This window comes from Flavobacterium sp. TMP13 (assembly GCF_050847115.1).
GTDB lineage: Bacteria > Bacteroidota > Bacteroidia > Flavobacteriales > Flavobacteriaceae > Flavobacterium.
This window is the reverse complement of record NZ_CP193656.1, coordinates 439,352-457,354: the sequence shown is the minus strand read 5'-3', so window position 1 is coordinate 457,354 and position 18,003 is coordinate 439,352. Positions and strand designations below refer to the sequence as shown.

Here is an 18,003-nt window from a genome sequence, read left to right as displayed (position 1 = left end):
TTATTTAATGATTATTATGTATGTCGTATCACTTGTTGATAGACGGCTGCAAAAGTACAGTTTTTTTTTAAGTTGACATTTATATTTTTACTTTATTTTAACCATAGTTCTCTAAACTCCATTTTCTTATCGTAATCATTGGCTTGTTTGGCTATATTAAAGTACCGTTGATCGCGACCATCATTGCCAACTCCGGCCAAGTAAGCCCAATTTCCCCAGTTGCTGCACACATCATAATCAATTAATTGCGATTCAAAATAAGCTGCTCCGTAACGCCAATCCATGTTGAGTTCATTGCAAAAATAACTGGCGACATTTTGTCTGCCTCTATTGCTCATAAAGCCGGTAAGCTTCAGTTCAATCATATTGGCATTGATAAAGTCAGAATCGGTTTGGCCATTGATCCATTGGGTAAGCAATTTTTTATTTAATGATTTCGAATTTGCTTTCTCACTTTTAATACCCGAATACAAGAAGAATTTTGTTTGGTGCTTCTTAAACATAAACCGGAAGAAATCTCGCCAAAGCAATTCAAAAGTCAACCAATAAGTTGAATCGTTGGTACCAAATTTTTTTTCATATTTTTTGATTTCTTCATAAATGTAGCGCGATGAAATGCAGCCTATTGCGAGCCATGCCGAAAATTTAGACGAATAGTCTGCGCCAATCATGCCGTTTCGCGTTTCCTTGTAGGTAGATAACGATTTTGAGTCAGAGAAATAATGATGAAGTCTTTTAAGCGCTTCGGTTTCTCCTCCTTTATATACCAATACTGCTCTCGAATCTTTTTTTACATTTTTTAAACCTAATTCTTTTACTGTTGGCAGTTCAAGCAGCGGCATTTGGGGAGATACAAGTGTTTTCGGTTTCTCAAAAGGTTTTCTAATGGTTGATTCTTTTTCGGTTTGTTTTCTAAAATTGGTAAATAGGTCTGGTATGTTGGTGATCGAAAAAGGCAAATCTTCGGCATGATACAGTGTACTTGTACTGAATGTTTCAAACTCGCAACGTACTTGAAATAGTTGTTGTTGCACTAATTTTTCAGTTTGTTTTTCTTCGTACGCAACTTCGCGTTTGGCGAAAACTTTGTAAGCCTTGTATTCTTTGAAGATTTTTGGGATTTCGACTTCGGGTTTACCTTTTACGACTAACAGTCCTGAACCTATTGCTCTTAGGCTTTTGTCTAAATCCTTTAAAGCTTCTATTAAAAATTGCGTTTTATAATTGCCTGTTTTTTTAAAACCGTATGACGTGTCGGCGTAATGAGCCTCATCAAAACAATAAACACAAATTACTTTCTCACATTGCGCAATAGCTTTGATTAGTGTTTCATTATCTGCTATTCTTAAGTCGGTTTTAAACCAAACGATTCCTGTTTGTATCATAACTTACTTGTGTTTTAAAATTAGTAATGGCTTTGTAGGCGATTTGGCAACGATGCGTTTTTATTTCTAGCATTTATTGGATTAAATAGTGAGCTCTTTTAAAAGAAAGCGATGGAGATAAGGAGTGAAATTTGAATTTTTTATTTGTTGCTTCTGCACTTTTCGCTGCAGTATTTGACTTGCTCCCAATTCTTTTCCCATTTTTTGCGCCAAGCGAAGGGCTTTTGGCAGACCAAACAGATTTTGCTAGGTAGGTTTTGTTTTTTTATTCCGCGCATTTCATAGCTTGTTTGGGTTAGAAACGTGTTTTTGTACGATTCGTTTTCCTTCTTCAATTACTTCCTCTTTTTTTCGAAAACTCCAGACAATATCGCTGGCGTATTTTCTGGTTTCTTCAATATTTACAAGTGGTTTGGGATAATCTGTCCCAATGATGCAATTGTAAAACTGCTGTTCCATTTCGTTCATCTTCCAAGGTTCATGTATTAAATGAGTTGGAATTTCAGCCAGTTCAGGGAGCCATTGCTTGATGAAAACCCCTTCTGAATCGTGTTCCTCTGAATTTTTTATGGGATTGTAAATCCTGATCGTATTTACTCCCGTAGTTCCTGATTGCATTTGAATTTGTGGATAATGAATGCCTGGTTCATAATCTAAAAACTGTTGGGCTAAAAAATGAAGTTCCCGCCAATCTTGCCATAAATTAAATGTAAAAAACGAAACGACCATGGCGCGCATTCTAAAATTCAAATAACCCGTTTCGGTCAGACAACGCATGCAAGCGTCTACAATAGGAACACCAGTTTTGCCGTTTTGCCAAGCTTTTATGTATTTTTCGTTCTTAGGTTTTACTAATAAATTGTAGGCTTTGTTCACGTTTTCGAATTCCATTGAACATTCGTCTTCAAATTTTTGCATAAAATGGCAATGCCAATGCAACCGAGAAACAAAATTTAAAATGGCGCGTTTGTTTTTTGAAGTTTCGTAAAACTGATTGGTGTATTGGTAGACCATTCGCATGCTGATGTTTCCGTATGCTAAATAAGGAGACAAACGGCTGCAACCTCTTCTGCTCAAAGCAGGTTTAGAGATGTGTTTGCTATAATTTACGTAACGCTCTTTAACGAAACTGTCCAAATACCGCCAAGCCATATGCTCACCGCCTTGCTGAAAGTTTTTGTTTGGTGTTGTTATTTCCGATGATAATTCTGCTCCTTTGATGTTTTTATAAAAGTTTAGATCTAATTGAATGGTATTTAATTCCTTTTCATTTATCATTTTGGGATCTGCACGCATTACATTTTCCCAGCGCTTTTCCCAATGTTGTCGCGATTTTAGTTTTCGAATCACGCCGTGCAATTGAAATTCCTTCCAAACAATATTATTTTTCTGAAAAAAATGCTGCATCAGTACATCGCGATCGAAGGTAATTTTGTTGCCAATTTCCTGATGCGAAAAAACAGTTTGAATTTCATACTGTTCAATTAATGCTAAAAAAACGTCTGTTACTTCCGCATGAAAATAATACAATATGGAATTTGAACTTTTCAGTTTCGTTTGTAAATCTTGTATGGATTCATAAACAAATCGCCAATGACGCACATCGGCATCTGCATAATTCATCACTGAGGGCTCAAAGAAATAAACTAACAATAAAGGCAGTCCTGAATGATGCGCATGAAACAATGCTTCGTTGTCAATACAACGTAAGTCGCGTTTGAACCAAACAATATTTATTGCTTTTTTTATCAAAATTTAAAGTATCGATGTGATTTCTTTATCGGGTTTTGCATAAGACAACCGATCCAAGCGAGTTGTCTTATGATAACTGTCTAATCCTGAACAAGTAACTGTATTGGCCATTTCTAAATCTAAAAAGCCATCTGCAGCTTGACAATTTTCAGGAATGTAAGCAGCTTTTAACTCACCAATAATTAAGACCGTATTGTTAAGTTCAATGTCAATTTTTTGCTTGAATTCCATGGCCAACTGAATGTTACTTTCAGCAACGAAAGGAGCATAAAAATCATTTTTATATTCAGTAGTTAAACCAGTCGCATCAAATTCAGAAAGTTCTCTAGGGTAACGCGCTGCAGTTTGATGTGCTTGTTTGTAAATACCTTCATTGATATGATTGATGGTATAAAAGCCAGTAGTCATTAAGTTTTCTAAAGTATGTCTTTCATAAGCTGCAGGTCTCGAAATTAAACCAAACAAAGGCGGATTGCTGCCAAGATGAACCAAAGACGAAAAAACAGCCAAGTTGGTTTGTTGTTGGTCATTTTGAGTTCCTACAAGACACACACTTTTAAACCCACCTAAACTATTGATGAAATTGATGCAATGTTGCTTATCCATTGTTTCAATATCTTCCGAAGTAATATATTTTTTCATTGTATGATTTTTTATTTAATGGCGACCCATTTTTTATTGCTGTTCAGTAGAAAGGTCCCGACATGTTCTTTGTTCCATTCTGATGGAGAAATTAATGACAAAAAAGGATTTCCATCGGCGTTATTATACAAATGGTATATCTCTCCAATTACAGGTTCAAATGAAAACTTAGCATTGTAGATCATTTCGTTCCAATGGTATTCTTCCATCAGTTTTTGATATTCTACTTTAAGTTCAGCAAATTTACTTTCAAATTCTTTATTCACATTATGCACGCCGCGCCCTTTCCAAGCAGCGATATCGTCTACTTTGATTGCTGGCGCACCAACAGTTGTGGCATAAGGTAAAAAGCTTGCATTGTATCCTTCCTCATCAGAAAAAACGACATTGTCTGGAACTTCTTTTTTCATTTTAAAGGGTGTTTCTTGATGTTTTTATTTTAAATGGAGATTCGTTTTATATAAATTGGTTATCTATTTGCTTGATTTAAATAAATTAATTTTGTTTAATTATATTTAAATAAAGTTAAACAAAATTATAAATTATAATTGGATTTACAGCAAGAAGTTGCGTTTTAAAAAAGAAGTAATTTTTTAGTCCAGATTTAAAAGCTAATTTTCTTTTTAAAAAATATAAATAAAAAAAGCCAAAAAAATCGGTGAAGATTAATTTGGCTTTCAGTATATATTAATAAACTGCGGTTATTGTTAGTTAGTTTTAATTTTTAAAAGTTAATGGTAATTTCAACTTCGATTCAATTGGAATTCCTCTTAAAATTCCTGGATTCCAAGCACCATATTTTTTTATCGTTTTTATAACTTCGTCATTTAAATCGGGATGTATTCCTTTAAATATTTTTATGTCTTTTATGTTTCCTTCTACATCTACTACAAAAGTTGTCATAATCTTTCCAAAGGCCGTGTTTTTTATTTGACTTGGTACTTTGACATTGTTGGCAATGTAATTATAAAAGCTGTTTCTACCTTTTTTTGGACTTGGTTCAATAAACGCTACAGTATAGGTGTGTTCAATATTTAGTGAGTCAATGCTTTTTCCAGAAATTAATTTTCCTTTTTGATATTCTTCACTATATGTAAATTTTAATTCTTTGTTTTTTCCAGTCCAAGTGCGATTTCGTAAGCCGTTCTCGACGGCTCCATTACGCTTAAATTGATCATTTTCTTCGGAGATTTCTCCGTGTCCATCTTTTACCGTTTGAACACCGGTACTGTCCCAGTATTGATTGGTCTTGTAGGTGTCGAAAACTCTTTTTTCGCTTTTCTCAAGCTCACCTTGCGCCAAATATTCTAATTCTGATTTTTGAATTTGGTTCTCATACCAATTGTATTCTTTTCCTATTTTTTTCCCTTTAAAATAGTTGACAGTAGATTGTTTGGCTCCACTTTCATAATAATAGATAAACTGACCGTCTGCTTGATAACCATCATTATCTAAGAAAGTACCGATCATCTTTTTACTTCCCGATTTATAATAATCCGATACATAATAATGCGCGCTTACTGTAGCGTAGTTTTTAATTACTCTAAAAGACTCTGCTTTCTCTGGATCTGTTGGGGTTTTATCAGCGTCGAAGTAAATTATTTTATTAGGACCATCTGTATAAGCAACGTACGAGTCGTTGCTCTGAGCAAAAGAACAAATGGAAAAGGAACAAAATAGAACGTGAAAAAGGTATTTTCTCATTAATTTTTTTCGTAAAAATAGTACTACGAAAACAATTTTGCAACTTCTTGATTTACAAATTCTAAAAATTTCTCATCGGCTTCGGTAAATGGATCGATAACGTGACTGTCAATGTCTATTTGCCCAATATTAATTCCGTTTACAAATAACGGTACCACAATTTCAGATTTAACGGTAAAGCTACAAGCAATATAATTGTCTTGAGCTGCTACGTCTGGCACTACAAAATTAGAGTTGCTTTCGGCAACCTGACCACAAATTCCTTTTCCAAACGGAATTACAGTGTGATCAGTTTCTGCTCCTACGTAAGGACCTAAATGAAGTGTTTTGGTATCATGATTGGCAAAATAAAAACCAACCCAATTGTAGTAACTAATATTGTTACTTAAAAGTGCACAAATTGCTAATAACTTCTCGTCTCTCGAAGTTGCGCTATTAGTAGTTAATTCGATAATTTTTGGCTGTAATTCTTTAAATTTCATAACAGTTATTTTTATGTAAAAGTATTTAATGCCATCTGTAAAATTTACATATTTTTGTTAAAAATTTCTTTTGAAAAAATACTTACAGCAATACCGACCGTTTTTAATTTTTCTAGGCAGCTTTTTTTTGACCTATATTATTTTAACCTTTCTATATCAATGTTATTTAGATGGTTTTGATGAAAATACCGCCGACGACATTACTACTTTGGTGAGTAAACAAAGCGAGTGGACATTAAAGTTATTTGGTTACGAGGTATCAATTGCTCCTGTCTTAAATGAATGGTACGTGTATTATCAAAACCAAACAATTGTTAGTATTGTCGAAGGCTGTAATGCGGTTAGCGTTTTTATATTGTTTATTTCGTTTATTGTTGCTTTTTCCGGAACGTTTAAAAACACAGCAGTTTTTATATTGGCAGGAACTACATTTATCTATGCGCTAAATGTTTTTCGAATTGCGATGCTTACCATATTACTTTACGAATTTCCCCAATACACACATTTTCTTCACGGTGTTTTATTTCCACTAATTATTTACGGAATGGTTTTTATTTTATGGTTTGTATGGATAACTAAATACTCTAAATATGCAGATTAATAAAAAAGGTCTCGTCCTTAAAATTGCAATTGTCACAATATTAGTGGTGGGTTTAGCGATTATTCGTGCTTTTGAAGATTTGCTTTTTTACGATCCATTTTTGAATTATTTCAAAGAGAATTTTAAAAATTCAGATTTTCCCGCTTTTGATGGATTGCATTTGGGTTTTAATATAACCTTGAGGTACGTACTTAATGCGATATTTTCCTTAGGAATAATATATGCAATTTTTAGAGATGAGTCTATTTTAAAATTCAGTACATTTTTGTACATCATTTTTTTTATAATTCTAATTGGTTTTTTCTACGCCATTATATATTTAAAAGGAAGCGAAAGTGCTTGGCTGCTTTTTTATGTACGTCGCTTTTTAATTCAACCTCTTTTTGTTTTGTTATTTGTTCCTGCCTTTTACTATCAATTGCTAAAAGACAAGAAATAATAATTAATTAGGGTGATTGTTCTTTATTTGGTACTTTTGCAGTATGAAACTTAAAAAATGCACCAGCTTGTTTTTAGCTTTTCTCGTACTGATTTCCAGTATTGGGTTTGCTTTAAATGTGCATTTTTGCGGAGATGCTGTTGCTTCTATTTCTTTCAAAAAGAAGCATTATGCTGCACAAGAGAAAAAGTGCTGCGCAGTGAATGAAAAAGACAGTTCTTGCTGTAAAGACACCGTTGTTCATGTCGAAAAAAAGACTCCAAATGCGATCGTAAAAGCTTTTGTTTTTCAAGCCGTAGTACCATTTTTAAGTCCAAATTATTCGGTCGTATCATCAGAGCTAATTTTGGTAAAGCACAACAAAAAAGTTTTAAGTTACTACGTCGATGCTAATGCACCTCCATTATTTAAGCTCTACCATCAATTTATTTTTTACGCCTGATTCTGTATTTAATTTTTCAAACTTTCGTTTGAAGTACATTTAGTATTGTTTTCATTTAGAGCAATAATTAACTCAAATTAAATAATAGAATCATTTATTATGAAAAAAAATATAGCGCTTTTGCTTATGATTTTTCTTTGTATTCCAGTTTTCGCACAAGAAGATTTGAACGAAGTTAAAATTGTAAAAAAGCAAAAAGGAATTAAAAAATCGTATTCCGCAACAGGTAATATCTCTACACTTACGAGTAAAGAATTGGCTAAAGCAGCCTGCTGTAATTTGGCCGAAAGCTTTGAGACCAATCCTTCCATTGATGTTAATTTTTCTGATGCTGTTACTGGAAACAAACAAATAAAAATGTTGGGCTTAACCAGTCCCTATTTAATGATTACCGAAGAAAATATTCCTTCGGTACGTGGTGCTTCGCAAGCGTACGGACTTTCTTTTACGCCCGGAACGTGGGTAGAAAGTATTCAGATAACCAAAGGGGCGGGAAGTGTTATAAATGGGTACGAAAGTATTTCGGGGCAAATTAATACCGAGCTAATAAAGCCCTCAAACGACATTCCGTTTTTCTTAAACGCTTATGGCTCTAGCGATGCGAGAGTAGAATTAAATACTCATTTTTCTAAAAGTTTATCAGATAAATGGGCAACGAGTTTGTTTGTCCATGGGAGCGGTCGCTTTTCTAAAAATGACATGAATGACGACGGATTTTTAGATAATCCAATCGGCAAACAAATTAACGTTTTAAATCGCTATCAGTATACGAACTTAGAAAAAGGGTTGGTCAGTTTTATCAATTTCAGATACATGAATGATATAAAGCAAGGTGGTGAGGTCGATTTTGATACAAATAAAGATAGGGGAACAAAAAATTCTTGGGGATCAGAAATTAACACAGAGCGTCTAGATGTAGCTACAAAAGTCGGCTACGTATTTCCAGAGCAGCCGTATCAAAGTATCGGTTTTCAAAATGCTTTTAATATTCACAATCAAGAGTCTTACTATGGCTTAAATCAGTATTACATCAAGCAAAATAGTTATTATTCAAATTTAATTTTCAATTCGATAATTGACAATACTAAAAATAAGTTCGCTGCCGGTTTAAATTTCACGTATGATAAATACGAAGAATTTGTAAATAGCATTGATTATAGTAGAATTGATAATTCAGTGGGAGCCTTCTTTGAATATACTTATGATAACTCAGATAATTTTAGTTTAGTTTTAGGAGGAAGAGTCGACAATCACAATCGTTTAGGAACTTTTGTAACTCCAAGATTGCATGCGCGGTACAATCCATGGCAAAATTCGGTACTGCGTTTCTCTGCAGGAAGAGGGAAGCGTACTGCTAACATTTTTGCTGAAAATCAGTCGCTTTTTGCATCTTCTAGAGCATTTTCGATTTTAGATACTACCGGGAAAACGTACGGTTTAAATCCTGAAATTGCTTGGAATTATGGTTTGAGTTTCTCTCAGAAATTTCGAATCTTTAATAAAAATTCAGAAGTGGTTTTTGATTTTTACAGAACGGATTTCTCTAACAAAATTGTCGTTGATGTGATGCAAAGTGCGCAACAAGCACTTTTTTACGATTTAAAAGGGAAATCCATGGCCAACAGTTTTCAAGTAGAGTTTAACTTTGAACCCGTTCACCAATTAAATTTAAGAACAGCCTACAAATACTATGATGTTGCAACCGATTATTTATCAGGAAAATTTCAAAATCCAATGCAAGCCAAACATCGTTTCTTTGCTAACGTAGAGTATGAAACCCCACTTACAGATAAGGACCAACAATGGCGAATGGATTTTACTTTCAATCAAATCGGAAAACAACAATTACCAACCACTTCATCTAATCCAATTGCTGAGCAGTTAGGTGATTTTTCAGCAGCTTATTCGTTAATGAATGCGCAAGTTACACGTGTTTTTTCGGATGTTTTTGAAATTTATGTGGGTGGAGAAAACATTGGTAATTACAAACAACCGAAAGCGATTTTAGGAAGCAACGATCCTTTTGGTGCGTATTTTGATGCTTCAATGGTTTACGCTCCAGTTTTCGGACAAATGTATTATGCAGGATTGCGTTTTAAAATAAAATAAATAGTTTAGTAATTTCAAATAATTTAAAAAATAGTAAGATGAAAAATTTAATATTGTTAGTCGTTTTTTTATGTATAAGTTTAACTGCGCAAGCACAAGAAAAAAAGAATAAAAATTTAAAATACACGACAGAAGTTAATGGAAACTGTGATCAATGTAAAAAAAGAATTGAAAAAGCAGCATACACGGTTCCCGGTGTAAAATCGGCAGATTGGAATATTGAAACGCACCAATTGTATGTAATTTTAAATGAACAAAAAAGCACTTCTTTAGACTTAAAAAAAGCAATTGCTAAGCAAGGTCATGACACTGACGAAGTGAAAGCTACTGCGCAACAATACGACGATTTGCATTCGTGTTGCAAGTACGAAAGAAAAGAATAAATTAGTAAAAAGCTCAAATGAAAATTTGAGCTTTTTTATTAGTTAATTTATGTTTAAAGTAAGGTAATAAATTGGGGGAGAAATTTATTATTGCTATTTTCACGGACTCTTAAATTTAACAACCAAATTGTATGAATAATTTTGACTGGACGCAATTACTAAACCCTGAATTTTACATAACATTTAGTCTCGGGGGTGTTCAAATCGGATTGTATATTGTTTTATTTATCGTTTTTGCTGAAACTGGTTTATTTGCTGGTTTCTTTTTGCCAGGAGATAGTTTATTGTTTTTGGCGGGTATTTACAGCCGAGCTTTAATGGAAAATGTGGTTGTTATTCCAAGTGATTTTGTGAATGTTTTTGTGCTAGCTTTACTAGTTGCCATTTGCGGTATTTTTGGTAATATGATGGGATATTGGTTTGGTTCTAAAAGTGGCTATTACTTATTTAAGAAAGAGGATACATTTTGGTTTAAGAAAAAATATCTATTGCAATCGAAAGACTTTTTTGAAAAATACGGTGGTAAAGCAATTATCTATGCTCGTTTCTTACCAATTTTCAGAACATTTGCACCAATCGTAGCAGGTATAGTTTCGATGGATAAAAAGAAGTTTATGTACTATAACGTAATGAGTTCTTTTTTGTGGTCGTTCTTGTTAATTTTTGCAGGACATTACTTGTACGGTATTTTTCTTAATTTTGGTATCGATTTGAAACACTATATTGAGTATATTATTATTGTAATTGTTTTGATTTCTACGGTTCCAGTTTTTATCAAGTTATTGAAAAAGCATCCAGCAGATAAAATCTAATTAAAAAACAAACAGACATAAAAAAAATCCGAAGTTATAAACTTCGGATTTTTTTGTTGAATTAAATGGGTGAACTAACCTTTTTAAAATTACATCATGCCTGGCATACCGCCTCCCATTGGCATTCCGCCAGCATTATCTTCTTTGATGTCAATTAATGCACATTCTGTAGTTAAGATCATTCCAGCGACCGATGCAGCATTTTCTAAAGCTACACGAGTTACTTTTTTAGGATCAATAATTCCAGCTTTTAGCATATCAACATATTCGTCTGTTTTCGCATTGTAACCAAAATCACCTGTACCTTCAGAAACTTTTGCCACAACTACAGAACCTTCAAGTCCCGCATTTTCGACAATTGTTCTTAAAGGAGATTCAATAGCACGTGCTACAATTTGAATTCCAGTTGCTTCGTCAGCGTTTTCTGGTTTAATTGCTCCTAAAGAACTTTTTGCTCTTAAAAGTGCAACACCACCACCCGCTACAATTCCTTCTTCAACAGCAGCGCGAGTTGCGTGTAAAGCATCATCAACGCGATCTTTTTTCTCTTTCATTTCTACTTCAGAAGCAGCACCAACATAAAGAACAGCAACACCACCAGCTAATTTAGCCAAACGTTCTTGCAACTTTTCTTTATCATAATCAGAGGTAGTTGTTTCCATCTGACCTTTAATTTGGTTTACGCGGTTTTTAATCATGTCCGCTTCACCAGCTCCACTTACAAGTGTAGTATTGTCTTTGTTGATTGTTACTCTCTTGGCAGTTCCTAACATTTCAATAGTTGTATTTTCTAGAGTATGTCCTCTTTCTTCAGAAATTACAGTTCCACCAGTTAAGATTGCGATATCTTCTAACATTGCTTTTCTTCTATCACCAAAACCAGGTGCTTTTACAGCAGCAATTTTAAGCGCTCCTCGCAATTTATTTACTACCAAAGTTGATAAGGCTTCCCCATCAACATCTTCCGCAATAATTAGCAATGGTTTTCCAGATTGTGCTACGGGCTCTAAAACGGGAAGTAATTCTTTTAACGACGATACTTTTTTGTCGTACAGTAAGATGTATGGAGATTCTAGTTCTACTTCCATTTTCTCTGGATTGGTAACAAAGTAAGGAGAAAGATAGCCTCTGTCAAACTGCATTCCTTCAACAACATCAACAAAAGTGTCTGTTCCTTTAGCTTCTTCAACAGTAATTACGCCTTCTTTACCAACTTTAGCAAAAGCAGTAGCAATCAATTCACCAATAACATCATCGTTATTTGCAGAAATAGAAGCAATTTGTTTGATTTTATCAGAGTCACTACCAACTACCTTAGCTTGTTTAGCCAAGTCAGCAACGATTGCTTCAACTGCTTTGTCAATTCCACGTTTTAAATCCATTGGATTTGCTCCAGCAGCAACGTTTTTTAAGCCTTCTTTTACAATTGCTTGCGCTAAAACGGTAGCAGTTGTAGTTCCATCTCCAGCTAAATCGTTTGTTTTTGAAGCGACTTCCTTAACCATTTGAGCACCCATATTTTCTAATGGATCTTTCAATTCAATCTCTTTTGCAACAGAAACACCATCTTTAGTAACAGTTGGTCCACCAAATGATTTTCCAATAATTACGTTACGACCTTTTGGTCCTAAAGTGACCTTTACTGCGTTTGCCAATGCATCTACACCACGCTTTAATCCGTCACGTGCTTCAATATCAAATTTTATATCTTTTGCCATTTTATTTAACTTTTAGTTTGTAGCTTTTAACTTTTAGCATTAGGCTTTTGGAAATAGGGAATTTTCAAAAGCAAAGTTCAAAAAGTATTATTGTTAATTAATTTCTATTTCGTTTTACGCTAACAGCCAACGACTAGTAGCCAAATTCAATATTAGATTATCGCAAGAATATCATCTTCACGCATAATCAAATAATCTGTTCCTTCATGTTTTAATTCAGTCCCAGCATATTTACCATAAAGTACGCTATCACCAACTTTTACCGTCATAGTATGATCTTTGGTTCCGTTTCCTACTGCAACAACAGTTCCTTTTTGTGGTTTTTCTTTTGCTGTATCTGGAATAAAAATCCCTGACGCAGTTTTAGTCTCAGCTGCAACAGGTTCGATAAGTACGCGATCTGAAAGCGGTTTAATGTTTAAAGTCATGATTTTATATTATTTGTGTTTAATAAATTTTTATACGTGTTTGTAAGTGTTCAGAAATTGTGCCATGCCCATATAACTGCCATTATTGCGTATAAAAAATGCCAGCTTTGACAAGCTGGCATTTAGATATTTTGTTTAAAAAAAATTACTGTGCTGGTGCAGTAGCTGGAGCTTCACTAGCTGGAGCAATTGGTGCCGAAACAGGAGCAGTTGTGCTAGATGACTGGATAATTTTTGATTCAACATCACTTAAATTCCCTGTAAATGCTAAGCTAGAAAGTAAAATTAAAGCAATTAAAATAGTAGCTAATGTCCAAGTACTTTTATCTAAAAAGTCGGTCGTTTTTTGAACACCACCCATCATTTTAGAACCGCCAAGGTTTGAATCTAGACCACCACCTTTAGGGTTTTGAACCATAATTACTACGATCAATAGAAAACAAACTATTGTGATTAAAACTAAAAAAATTGAAAATGTACTCATTGCTTAATTGTTATTGTTATTTTGTTGTAATATCTTAATATCAGAAATTCGGTCTGCAAAGAAACTAATTTTTTCTGGATATTTCAAAATTAATATTTCATATGCTTGAATCGCTTTGGTGTATTTTTTTTGTTCCAAATAAACACGAGCCAAAGTCTCTGTCATTAGGTAAGAATGATCCTCTTTGTTAGTGTCTATTTGAACGCTTGAGACCGGCGCCGATTTTACCGGACTTATTTTAGGATTCGTCTTTATAAACTTATTGATGATCTCGGCTTTCTTTTTCTTTTCTTCTTCTAAAAGATCAATTGTGGGCTCTGGTTCAATTTCGTCAGGCGTAGCAATTACTTCTTGTCTTTCAATCGGTGTTACTCTTGCTAATTGCAACCATTCTTCGAACGAGTGTTTTTCATTTTCAGAGAAATCTAAAGGTTTTCCAAGTTCTAATTTTTCTTCTGTTGTTTTTGGCGTGTCCAAAATAATTCGAGAATCGGCTTCTTTAATAGAAGTCAAAATCGACTTTTCGATTGGATCTACAACAACAGATTCTCTTTCTTGTTCTTCTTTTGTATTGATTGCAATTGCCTCTTCCTCAATTGCTACTTCCCCGACAATATGTTCGCTGTCAACCACACTAATGTCTAAAAGATCTAGTGCTTTTCTTTCGAAATACGCTTTTTGAATGGACGTAAAAGTATCTGAAGTAATAAATTCAAATAAAACAGTTCGATCTGTGGTGTGCGCTGCAGTTACTTTTAATGCAAAATTGTATTTAAAGCTATTGGCAGTATAAAGCCCCTTCAAACGCAAGGCTCTCGCACTTTGAAAATACGGAAATTCGTTTAAAACAGTACCTAAATCGTCCGTGTGTTTTTCGGTTATTTTTTCAGGCTTGTTTAATAAAAACGTATAATCGGTAACATTCATTCCTTGTTGTTTTATTTAATTGAGAAATTACTACTCTATTTTTAAATTACCATTTTGCCAAAGACTCATTAAATATGTCTTGCGTTATGCGTTCAAATATTTCGTCTATCGCAGTATTTAAAGCCGAACCAACCAATTGAGTAGTTGCAGAATAATCATAATAAAACTCAAAGTTTCTTTCAAAATCATCTGCCTCTTTATTTTTGTTGGTAAAGCGTACATTCACACGAATGGTCAACCGGTTTTGCGCAGCGCGTTGATCGGCAGTTGCAGTCATCGGCGTAATGCGGTAACTCGTTATCTCCCCTTCATATTTTAAATCGCCACCATTGCTTACCAAACTTAAATTGGTTTGATTTTGAATTAAATCTTGCAAAGCAAGCGTAAATGTTCGGTCAATTCCGGGTTCGATCAAGTCTGCCTGATTTTGAAAAAAGCCGACTTGAAATGTTTTCGCATCAATCTTTCCTGTTCCTGTAAAATTGTAAACCGAGCAGCCACTTAAAGTAAGTAATGAAAATGCTGCTAGTAATGTGTATATTTTTTTCATATTAAATAATGAGAATTCTAATTTTTGAAAGTGCAAATTAAGATTTTATCTAATTTTTATTTCCACTTTTTTTCCAAATATACTGCTTTGAATTATTTTATTAATTTATGATTTAGTCAATGTATAATTTAATTTACAAATCGAATTGTTTGATTTTGCGATATAAAGTTCGTTCAGAAATTCCTAACTCGTCTGCAGCGGCCTTACGTTTTCCTTTGTTTTTTTCTAATGATTTTTTAATCATTTCGATTTCTTTTTGTTCTAGTTTCAAAATTTCTTCTTCTTCAACTGTTTCGGCAAACAAATAATTGTCTTCGTCGTTGTTTTCAAATTCTTCCTGATGCTGTGGAATTGGCATCATCGCAGTTCCAGGTTGTTCTTCAAAATCTATTTCACTTTCTTTTTCAGTACTGCCGTATATTTTCTGAATTAAATTTTTACTGTTTTCTTTGACCGTTGCACTTCCGTTTTGCATCAGCTCAAGCGTTAGCTTTTTAAGATCATGCAAATCATTTTTCATGTCAAATAAAACTTTGTATAGGATTTCCCGTTCGGTGCTAAAATCACTGTCTTTTTTAGAGTCTTTTACAACCGAAGGTAACGTGCTAGCTTCGGATGGTAAGTACGATAGTAAGGTTTGTGAGTTGATGTCGCGATTGGTTTCTAAGACCGAAATTTGTTCGGCTACGTTTCTCAACTGACGGATGTTTCCGTTCCATCTAAATTTTTGTAAAATGGCTACAGCATTGTCATCTAGCCTTAAAGGCGGCATTTTATATTTATGTGCAAAATCAGATACAAATTTGCGAAACAACAAGTGAATATCTTCTTTTCTTTCGCGCAAAGGAGGTAACATAATTTCAACGGTGCTCAAGCGATAATACAAATCCTCGCGGAATTTACCTTTTTCAATAGCATTGAATAAATTAACGTTCGTTGCTGCTACAATGCGGACATTAGTTTTTTGTACTTGCGAAGAACCTACTTTTATAAATTCACCATTTTCTAAAACCCGCAATAAACGTACTTGTGTAGTTAGTGGCAGTTCCCCAACTTCATCCAAAAAAATAGTTCCACCATCGGCAACTTCAAAATAACCTTCACGCGTGCCTGTTGCGCCTGTAAAAGCACCTTTTTCGTGACCGAATAATTCACTGTCAATTGTTCCTTCAGGAATGGCACCACAGTTTACGGCAATGTATTTACCATGTTTGCGGTGTGAAAGCGAATGAATTATTTTTGGAAGACTTTCTTTTCCGACACCACTTTCTCCAGTAACCATAACCGATATGTCGGTAGGAGCAACCTGAATGGCTTTTTCTATCGCGCGATTGAGCTTCGGGTCATTCCCAATAATCTCAAATCGTTGTTTTATAGCTTGAACTGTTTCCATATTTTTGATCTGTGGTAACTTATTTTAATTTTCGCTCAAATAAATTTTAGTTCATTTCTGAGTAGCCAATCGCTTCACCTCTTAAAGTAGCGCTGGTGCAATTGGTAATTTTTACATTTACAAAATCACCAATCTTATACTGCTCTTTAGGGAAAACAACCGTAATACTTTGAGAATTTCTTCCAGAAAACTCTTCAGTCGATTTTTTTGAAACTTTTTCTACTAAAACTTCCACTGTTTGACCTATAAACTCTTGTGAACGCTGCAATGCGTGCACTTGTTGCTGGTCTACAATTTCTTGCAAACGTCTTGCTTTAGTAGCTTCAGGAACATCATCATCCATTTTTCTACCCGCCATAGTTCCAGGTCGCTCAGAATACGAATACATATAACCGTAATTGTATTTTACGTACTCCATTAATTCCAATGTATCTTTATGGTCATCCTCCGTTTCCGTTGGAAAACCAGAAATCATATCTTGCGTAATCGCTGCTTGGGGTATAATTTTGCGAATACTATCTATTAACGACATGTATTCTTCGCGGGTATGCAAACGATTCATTTCTTTCAAAATTCTATTGCTACCGGATTGAACCGGCAAGTGAATGTGTTTGCAAATATTTGGATATTTTGCAATAATATGCAATACACTTTCGTGCATATCCTGCGGATTTGAAGTCGAAAAACGAATGCGCATTTTAGGAAAAGTTACTGCAACATTCTCTAATAGTTGGTCAAAATTAACTGCAGTTGCTTGTTGCATTTCGGTAGCCATGCTGAAATCTTTTTTCAAGCCGCCACCATACCACAAATAGCTATCAACATTTTGTCCCAATAACGTAATTTCTTTAAATCCTCTATCCCACAAATCCTGAATTTCTTTTAAAATACTTTGCGGTTCACGACTGCGTTCGCGGCCTCTAGTAAAAGGAACTACGCAAAACGTGCACATGTTGTCGCAACCTCGTGTTATCGAAACAAAAGCGGTAATGCCATTGCTCATTAAACGAACAGGCGAAATATCACCATACGTTTCATCTTTTGATAAAATCACATTAATGGCATCACGACCTTCTTCAACTTCCGACAATAAATTAGGTAGGTCTTTGTATGCATCAGGTCCAACAACCAAATCAACTATTTTTTCTTCTTCCAAAAACTGACTTTTCAAACGCTCCGCCATACAGCCCAAAACGCCAACCTTCATTTTTGGATTAATGCGTTTGACGGCGTTATATTTTTCTAAACGCTTGCGAATAGTCTGTTCGGCTTTGTCGCGAATCGAACAAGTATTTATTAAAACCAAATCTGCTTCTTCTAGGACAGAAGTCGTGTTATAACCGCTATCTGATAGAATCGAAGCTACAATTTCACTGTCCGAAAAATTCATCGCACAGCCGTAACTCTCTATAAAAAGCTTCTTGCTATTCTCAATTTTATGTTCTAAAACAAGATTGTCACCTTGTTTGCTTTCTTCAATAATCTTTTCCATAAGCACTTTCAAAAGTGAATTTTAATACGAGTGCAAAGGTACAATTATTTGAATGATTGTGACAAGATGTCAGTGCAAGAATTAACAATGTTTTAGATTTTTTATTTATTAGCTATTTCCTGTTATCCGCTGTATCTTTTGTTGTGTGCAGTGGCACACAACAAAAGGATGTCGCTGCTACCAGGGCTAAAAATCGTTTTCAAAATAATATTTAATGTAATAATTGGAAATACAACTGCTGATAATCAGCTCTTTTTTAG

The 18,003-nt window shown here is 34.3% G+C and carries 20 protein-coding genes; 6 read left to right on the top strand and 14 right to left on the bottom strand.

The window, feature by feature from the left end; translation table 11 throughout:
* Window positions 1–92 precede the first annotated feature (92 nt).
* The 7 genes from ACRASX_RS01995 to ACRASX_RS01965 form a co-directional block, all read right to left on the bottom strand.
* Window positions 93–1,385 carry a DASH family cryptochrome gene (locus tag ACRASX_RS01995; protein WP_432222250.1) on the bottom strand — a complete coding sequence of 431 codons (1,293 nt, stop codon included), beginning with the start codon at window positions 1,383–1,385 and terminating at the stop codon, window positions 93–95.
* 140 nt (window positions 1,386–1,525) lie between these two features.
* A complete protein-coding gene (locus ACRASX_RS01990; protein ID WP_082706653.1) occupies window positions 1,526–1,654 on the bottom strand; it encodes a DUF2256 domain-containing protein in 129 nt (42 codons plus the stop codon).
* A gap of 10 nt (window positions 1,655–1,664) precedes the next feature.
* Complete coding sequence (locus ACRASX_RS01985) at window positions 1,665–3,137, bottom strand: deoxyribodipyrimidine photo-lyase/cryptochrome family protein (RefSeq protein WP_432222249.1); 1,473 nt, start codon at window positions 3,135–3,137, stop codon at window positions 1,665–1,667.
* 3 nt (window positions 3,138–3,140) lie between these two features.
* Window positions 3,141–3,779, bottom strand: a complete 639-nt coding sequence (locus tag ACRASX_RS01980) for a flavin reductase family protein (protein WP_432222248.1) — start codon at window positions 3,777–3,779, stop codon at window positions 3,141–3,143.
* A gap of 11 nt (window positions 3,780–3,790) precedes the next feature.
* Window positions 3,791–4,189: a DUF2452 domain-containing protein gene (locus ACRASX_RS01975; RefSeq protein WP_432222247.1), complete on the bottom strand. Its 399-nt coding sequence runs from the start codon at window positions 4,187–4,189 to the stop codon at window positions 3,791–3,793.
* Between the two features lie 307 nt (window positions 4,190–4,496).
* Window positions 4,497–5,483, bottom strand: a complete 987-nt coding sequence (locus ACRASX_RS01970; protein ID WP_066310436.1) for an energy transducer TonB — start codon at window positions 5,481–5,483, stop codon at window positions 4,497–4,499.
* Window positions 5,484–5,506: 23 nt separating this feature from the next.
* The gene (locus ACRASX_RS01965) at window positions 5,507–5,965 is read right to left on the bottom strand and encodes a GAF domain-containing protein (RefSeq protein WP_432222246.1); all 459 of its coding nucleotides are present in this window, start codon (window positions 5,963–5,965) and stop codon (window positions 5,507–5,509) included.
* Window positions 5,966–6,035: 70 nt separating this feature from the next.
* On the opposite strand from ACRASX_RS01965, the gene xrtF reads away from it, so the two are divergent.
* From xrtF to ACRASX_RS01935, 6 genes are all read left to right on the top strand, one after another.
* Complete coding sequence (gene xrtF, locus ACRASX_RS01960) at window positions 6,036–6,566, top strand: exosortase family protein XrtF (protein ID WP_432222245.1); 531 nt, start codon at window positions 6,036–6,038, stop codon at window positions 6,564–6,566.
* Window positions 6,556–7,005 carry an exosortase F system-associated membrane protein gene (locus tag ACRASX_RS01955; RefSeq protein WP_432222244.1) on the top strand — a complete coding sequence of 150 codons (450 nt, stop codon included), beginning with the start codon at window positions 6,556–6,558 and terminating at the stop codon, window positions 7,003–7,005. The genes xrtF and ACRASX_RS01955 overlap by 11 nt, the downstream gene beginning before the upstream one ends.
* Before the next feature lie 43 nt (window positions 7,006–7,048).
* A complete protein-coding gene (locus tag ACRASX_RS01950; RefSeq protein ID WP_432222243.1) occupies window positions 7,049–7,447 on the top strand; it encodes an HYC_CC_PP family protein in 399 nt (132 codons plus the stop codon).
* 99 nt (window positions 7,448–7,546) lie between these two features.
* Window positions 7,547–9,556, top strand: coding sequence for a TonB-dependent receptor plug domain-containing protein (locus tag ACRASX_RS01945; RefSeq protein ID WP_432222242.1), 2,010 nt, complete (start codon window positions 7,547–7,549; stop codon window positions 9,554–9,556).
* Window positions 9,557–9,594: 38 nt separating this feature from the next.
* The gene (locus ACRASX_RS01940) at window positions 9,595–9,939 is read left to right on the top strand and encodes a heavy-metal-associated domain-containing protein (protein WP_432222241.1); all 345 of its coding nucleotides are present in this window, start codon (window positions 9,595–9,597) and stop codon (window positions 9,937–9,939) included.
* A 131-nt stretch (window positions 9,940–10,070) separates the two neighbouring features.
* Entirely contained in the window at window positions 10,071–10,751 is a 681-nt protein-coding gene (locus tag ACRASX_RS01935; protein ID WP_432222240.1) for a DedA family protein, read from the top strand.
* An 89-nt stretch (window positions 10,752–10,840) separates the two neighbouring features.
* Here the strand turns inward: ACRASX_RS01935 and groL are convergent, their stop codons facing one another.
* The 7 genes from groL to miaB all read right to left on the bottom strand — a co-directional run bounded on the left by groL (window position 10,841) and on the right by miaB (window position 17,743).
* Window positions 10,841–12,469, bottom strand: coding sequence for a chaperonin GroEL (gene groL, locus ACRASX_RS01930; RefSeq protein ID WP_066310416.1), 1,629 nt, complete (start codon window positions 12,467–12,469; stop codon window positions 10,841–10,843).
* Window positions 12,470–12,621: 152 nt separating this feature from the next.
* Window positions 12,622–12,897 (bottom strand): co-chaperone GroES, encoded by a 276-nt coding sequence (locus ACRASX_RS01925; RefSeq protein ID WP_066310414.1) that lies wholly within the window; start codon window positions 12,895–12,897, stop codon window positions 12,622–12,624.
* A 145-nt stretch (window positions 12,898–13,042) separates the two neighbouring features.
* A complete protein-coding gene (secG, locus tag ACRASX_RS01920; RefSeq protein ID WP_432222239.1) occupies window positions 13,043–13,381 on the bottom strand; it encodes a preprotein translocase subunit SecG in 339 nt (112 codons plus the stop codon).
* A 3-nt stretch (window positions 13,382–13,384) separates the two neighbouring features.
* The gene (locus tag ACRASX_RS01915; protein WP_066310405.1) at window positions 13,385–14,308 is read right to left on the bottom strand and encodes a tetratricopeptide repeat protein; all 924 of its coding nucleotides are present in this window, start codon (window positions 14,306–14,308) and stop codon (window positions 13,385–13,387) included.
* Between the two features lie 46 nt (window positions 14,309–14,354).
* The gene (locus ACRASX_RS01910) at window positions 14,355–14,858 is read right to left on the bottom strand and encodes an LptE family protein (protein WP_066310403.1); all 504 of its coding nucleotides are present in this window, start codon (window positions 14,856–14,858) and stop codon (window positions 14,355–14,357) included.
* 133 nt (window positions 14,859–14,991) lie between these two features.
* Window positions 14,992–16,251 (bottom strand): sigma-54 interaction domain-containing protein, encoded by a 1,260-nt coding sequence (locus tag ACRASX_RS01905; protein ID WP_066310400.1) that lies wholly within the window; start codon window positions 16,249–16,251, stop codon window positions 14,992–14,994.
* 46 nt (window positions 16,252–16,297) lie between these two features.
* Window positions 16,298–17,743 (bottom strand): tRNA (N6-isopentenyl adenosine(37)-C2)-methylthiotransferase MiaB, encoded by a 1,446-nt coding sequence (miaB, locus tag ACRASX_RS01900; RefSeq protein ID WP_432222238.1) that lies wholly within the window; start codon window positions 17,741–17,743, stop codon window positions 16,298–16,300.
* Window positions 17,744–18,003 lie beyond the last annotated feature (260 nt).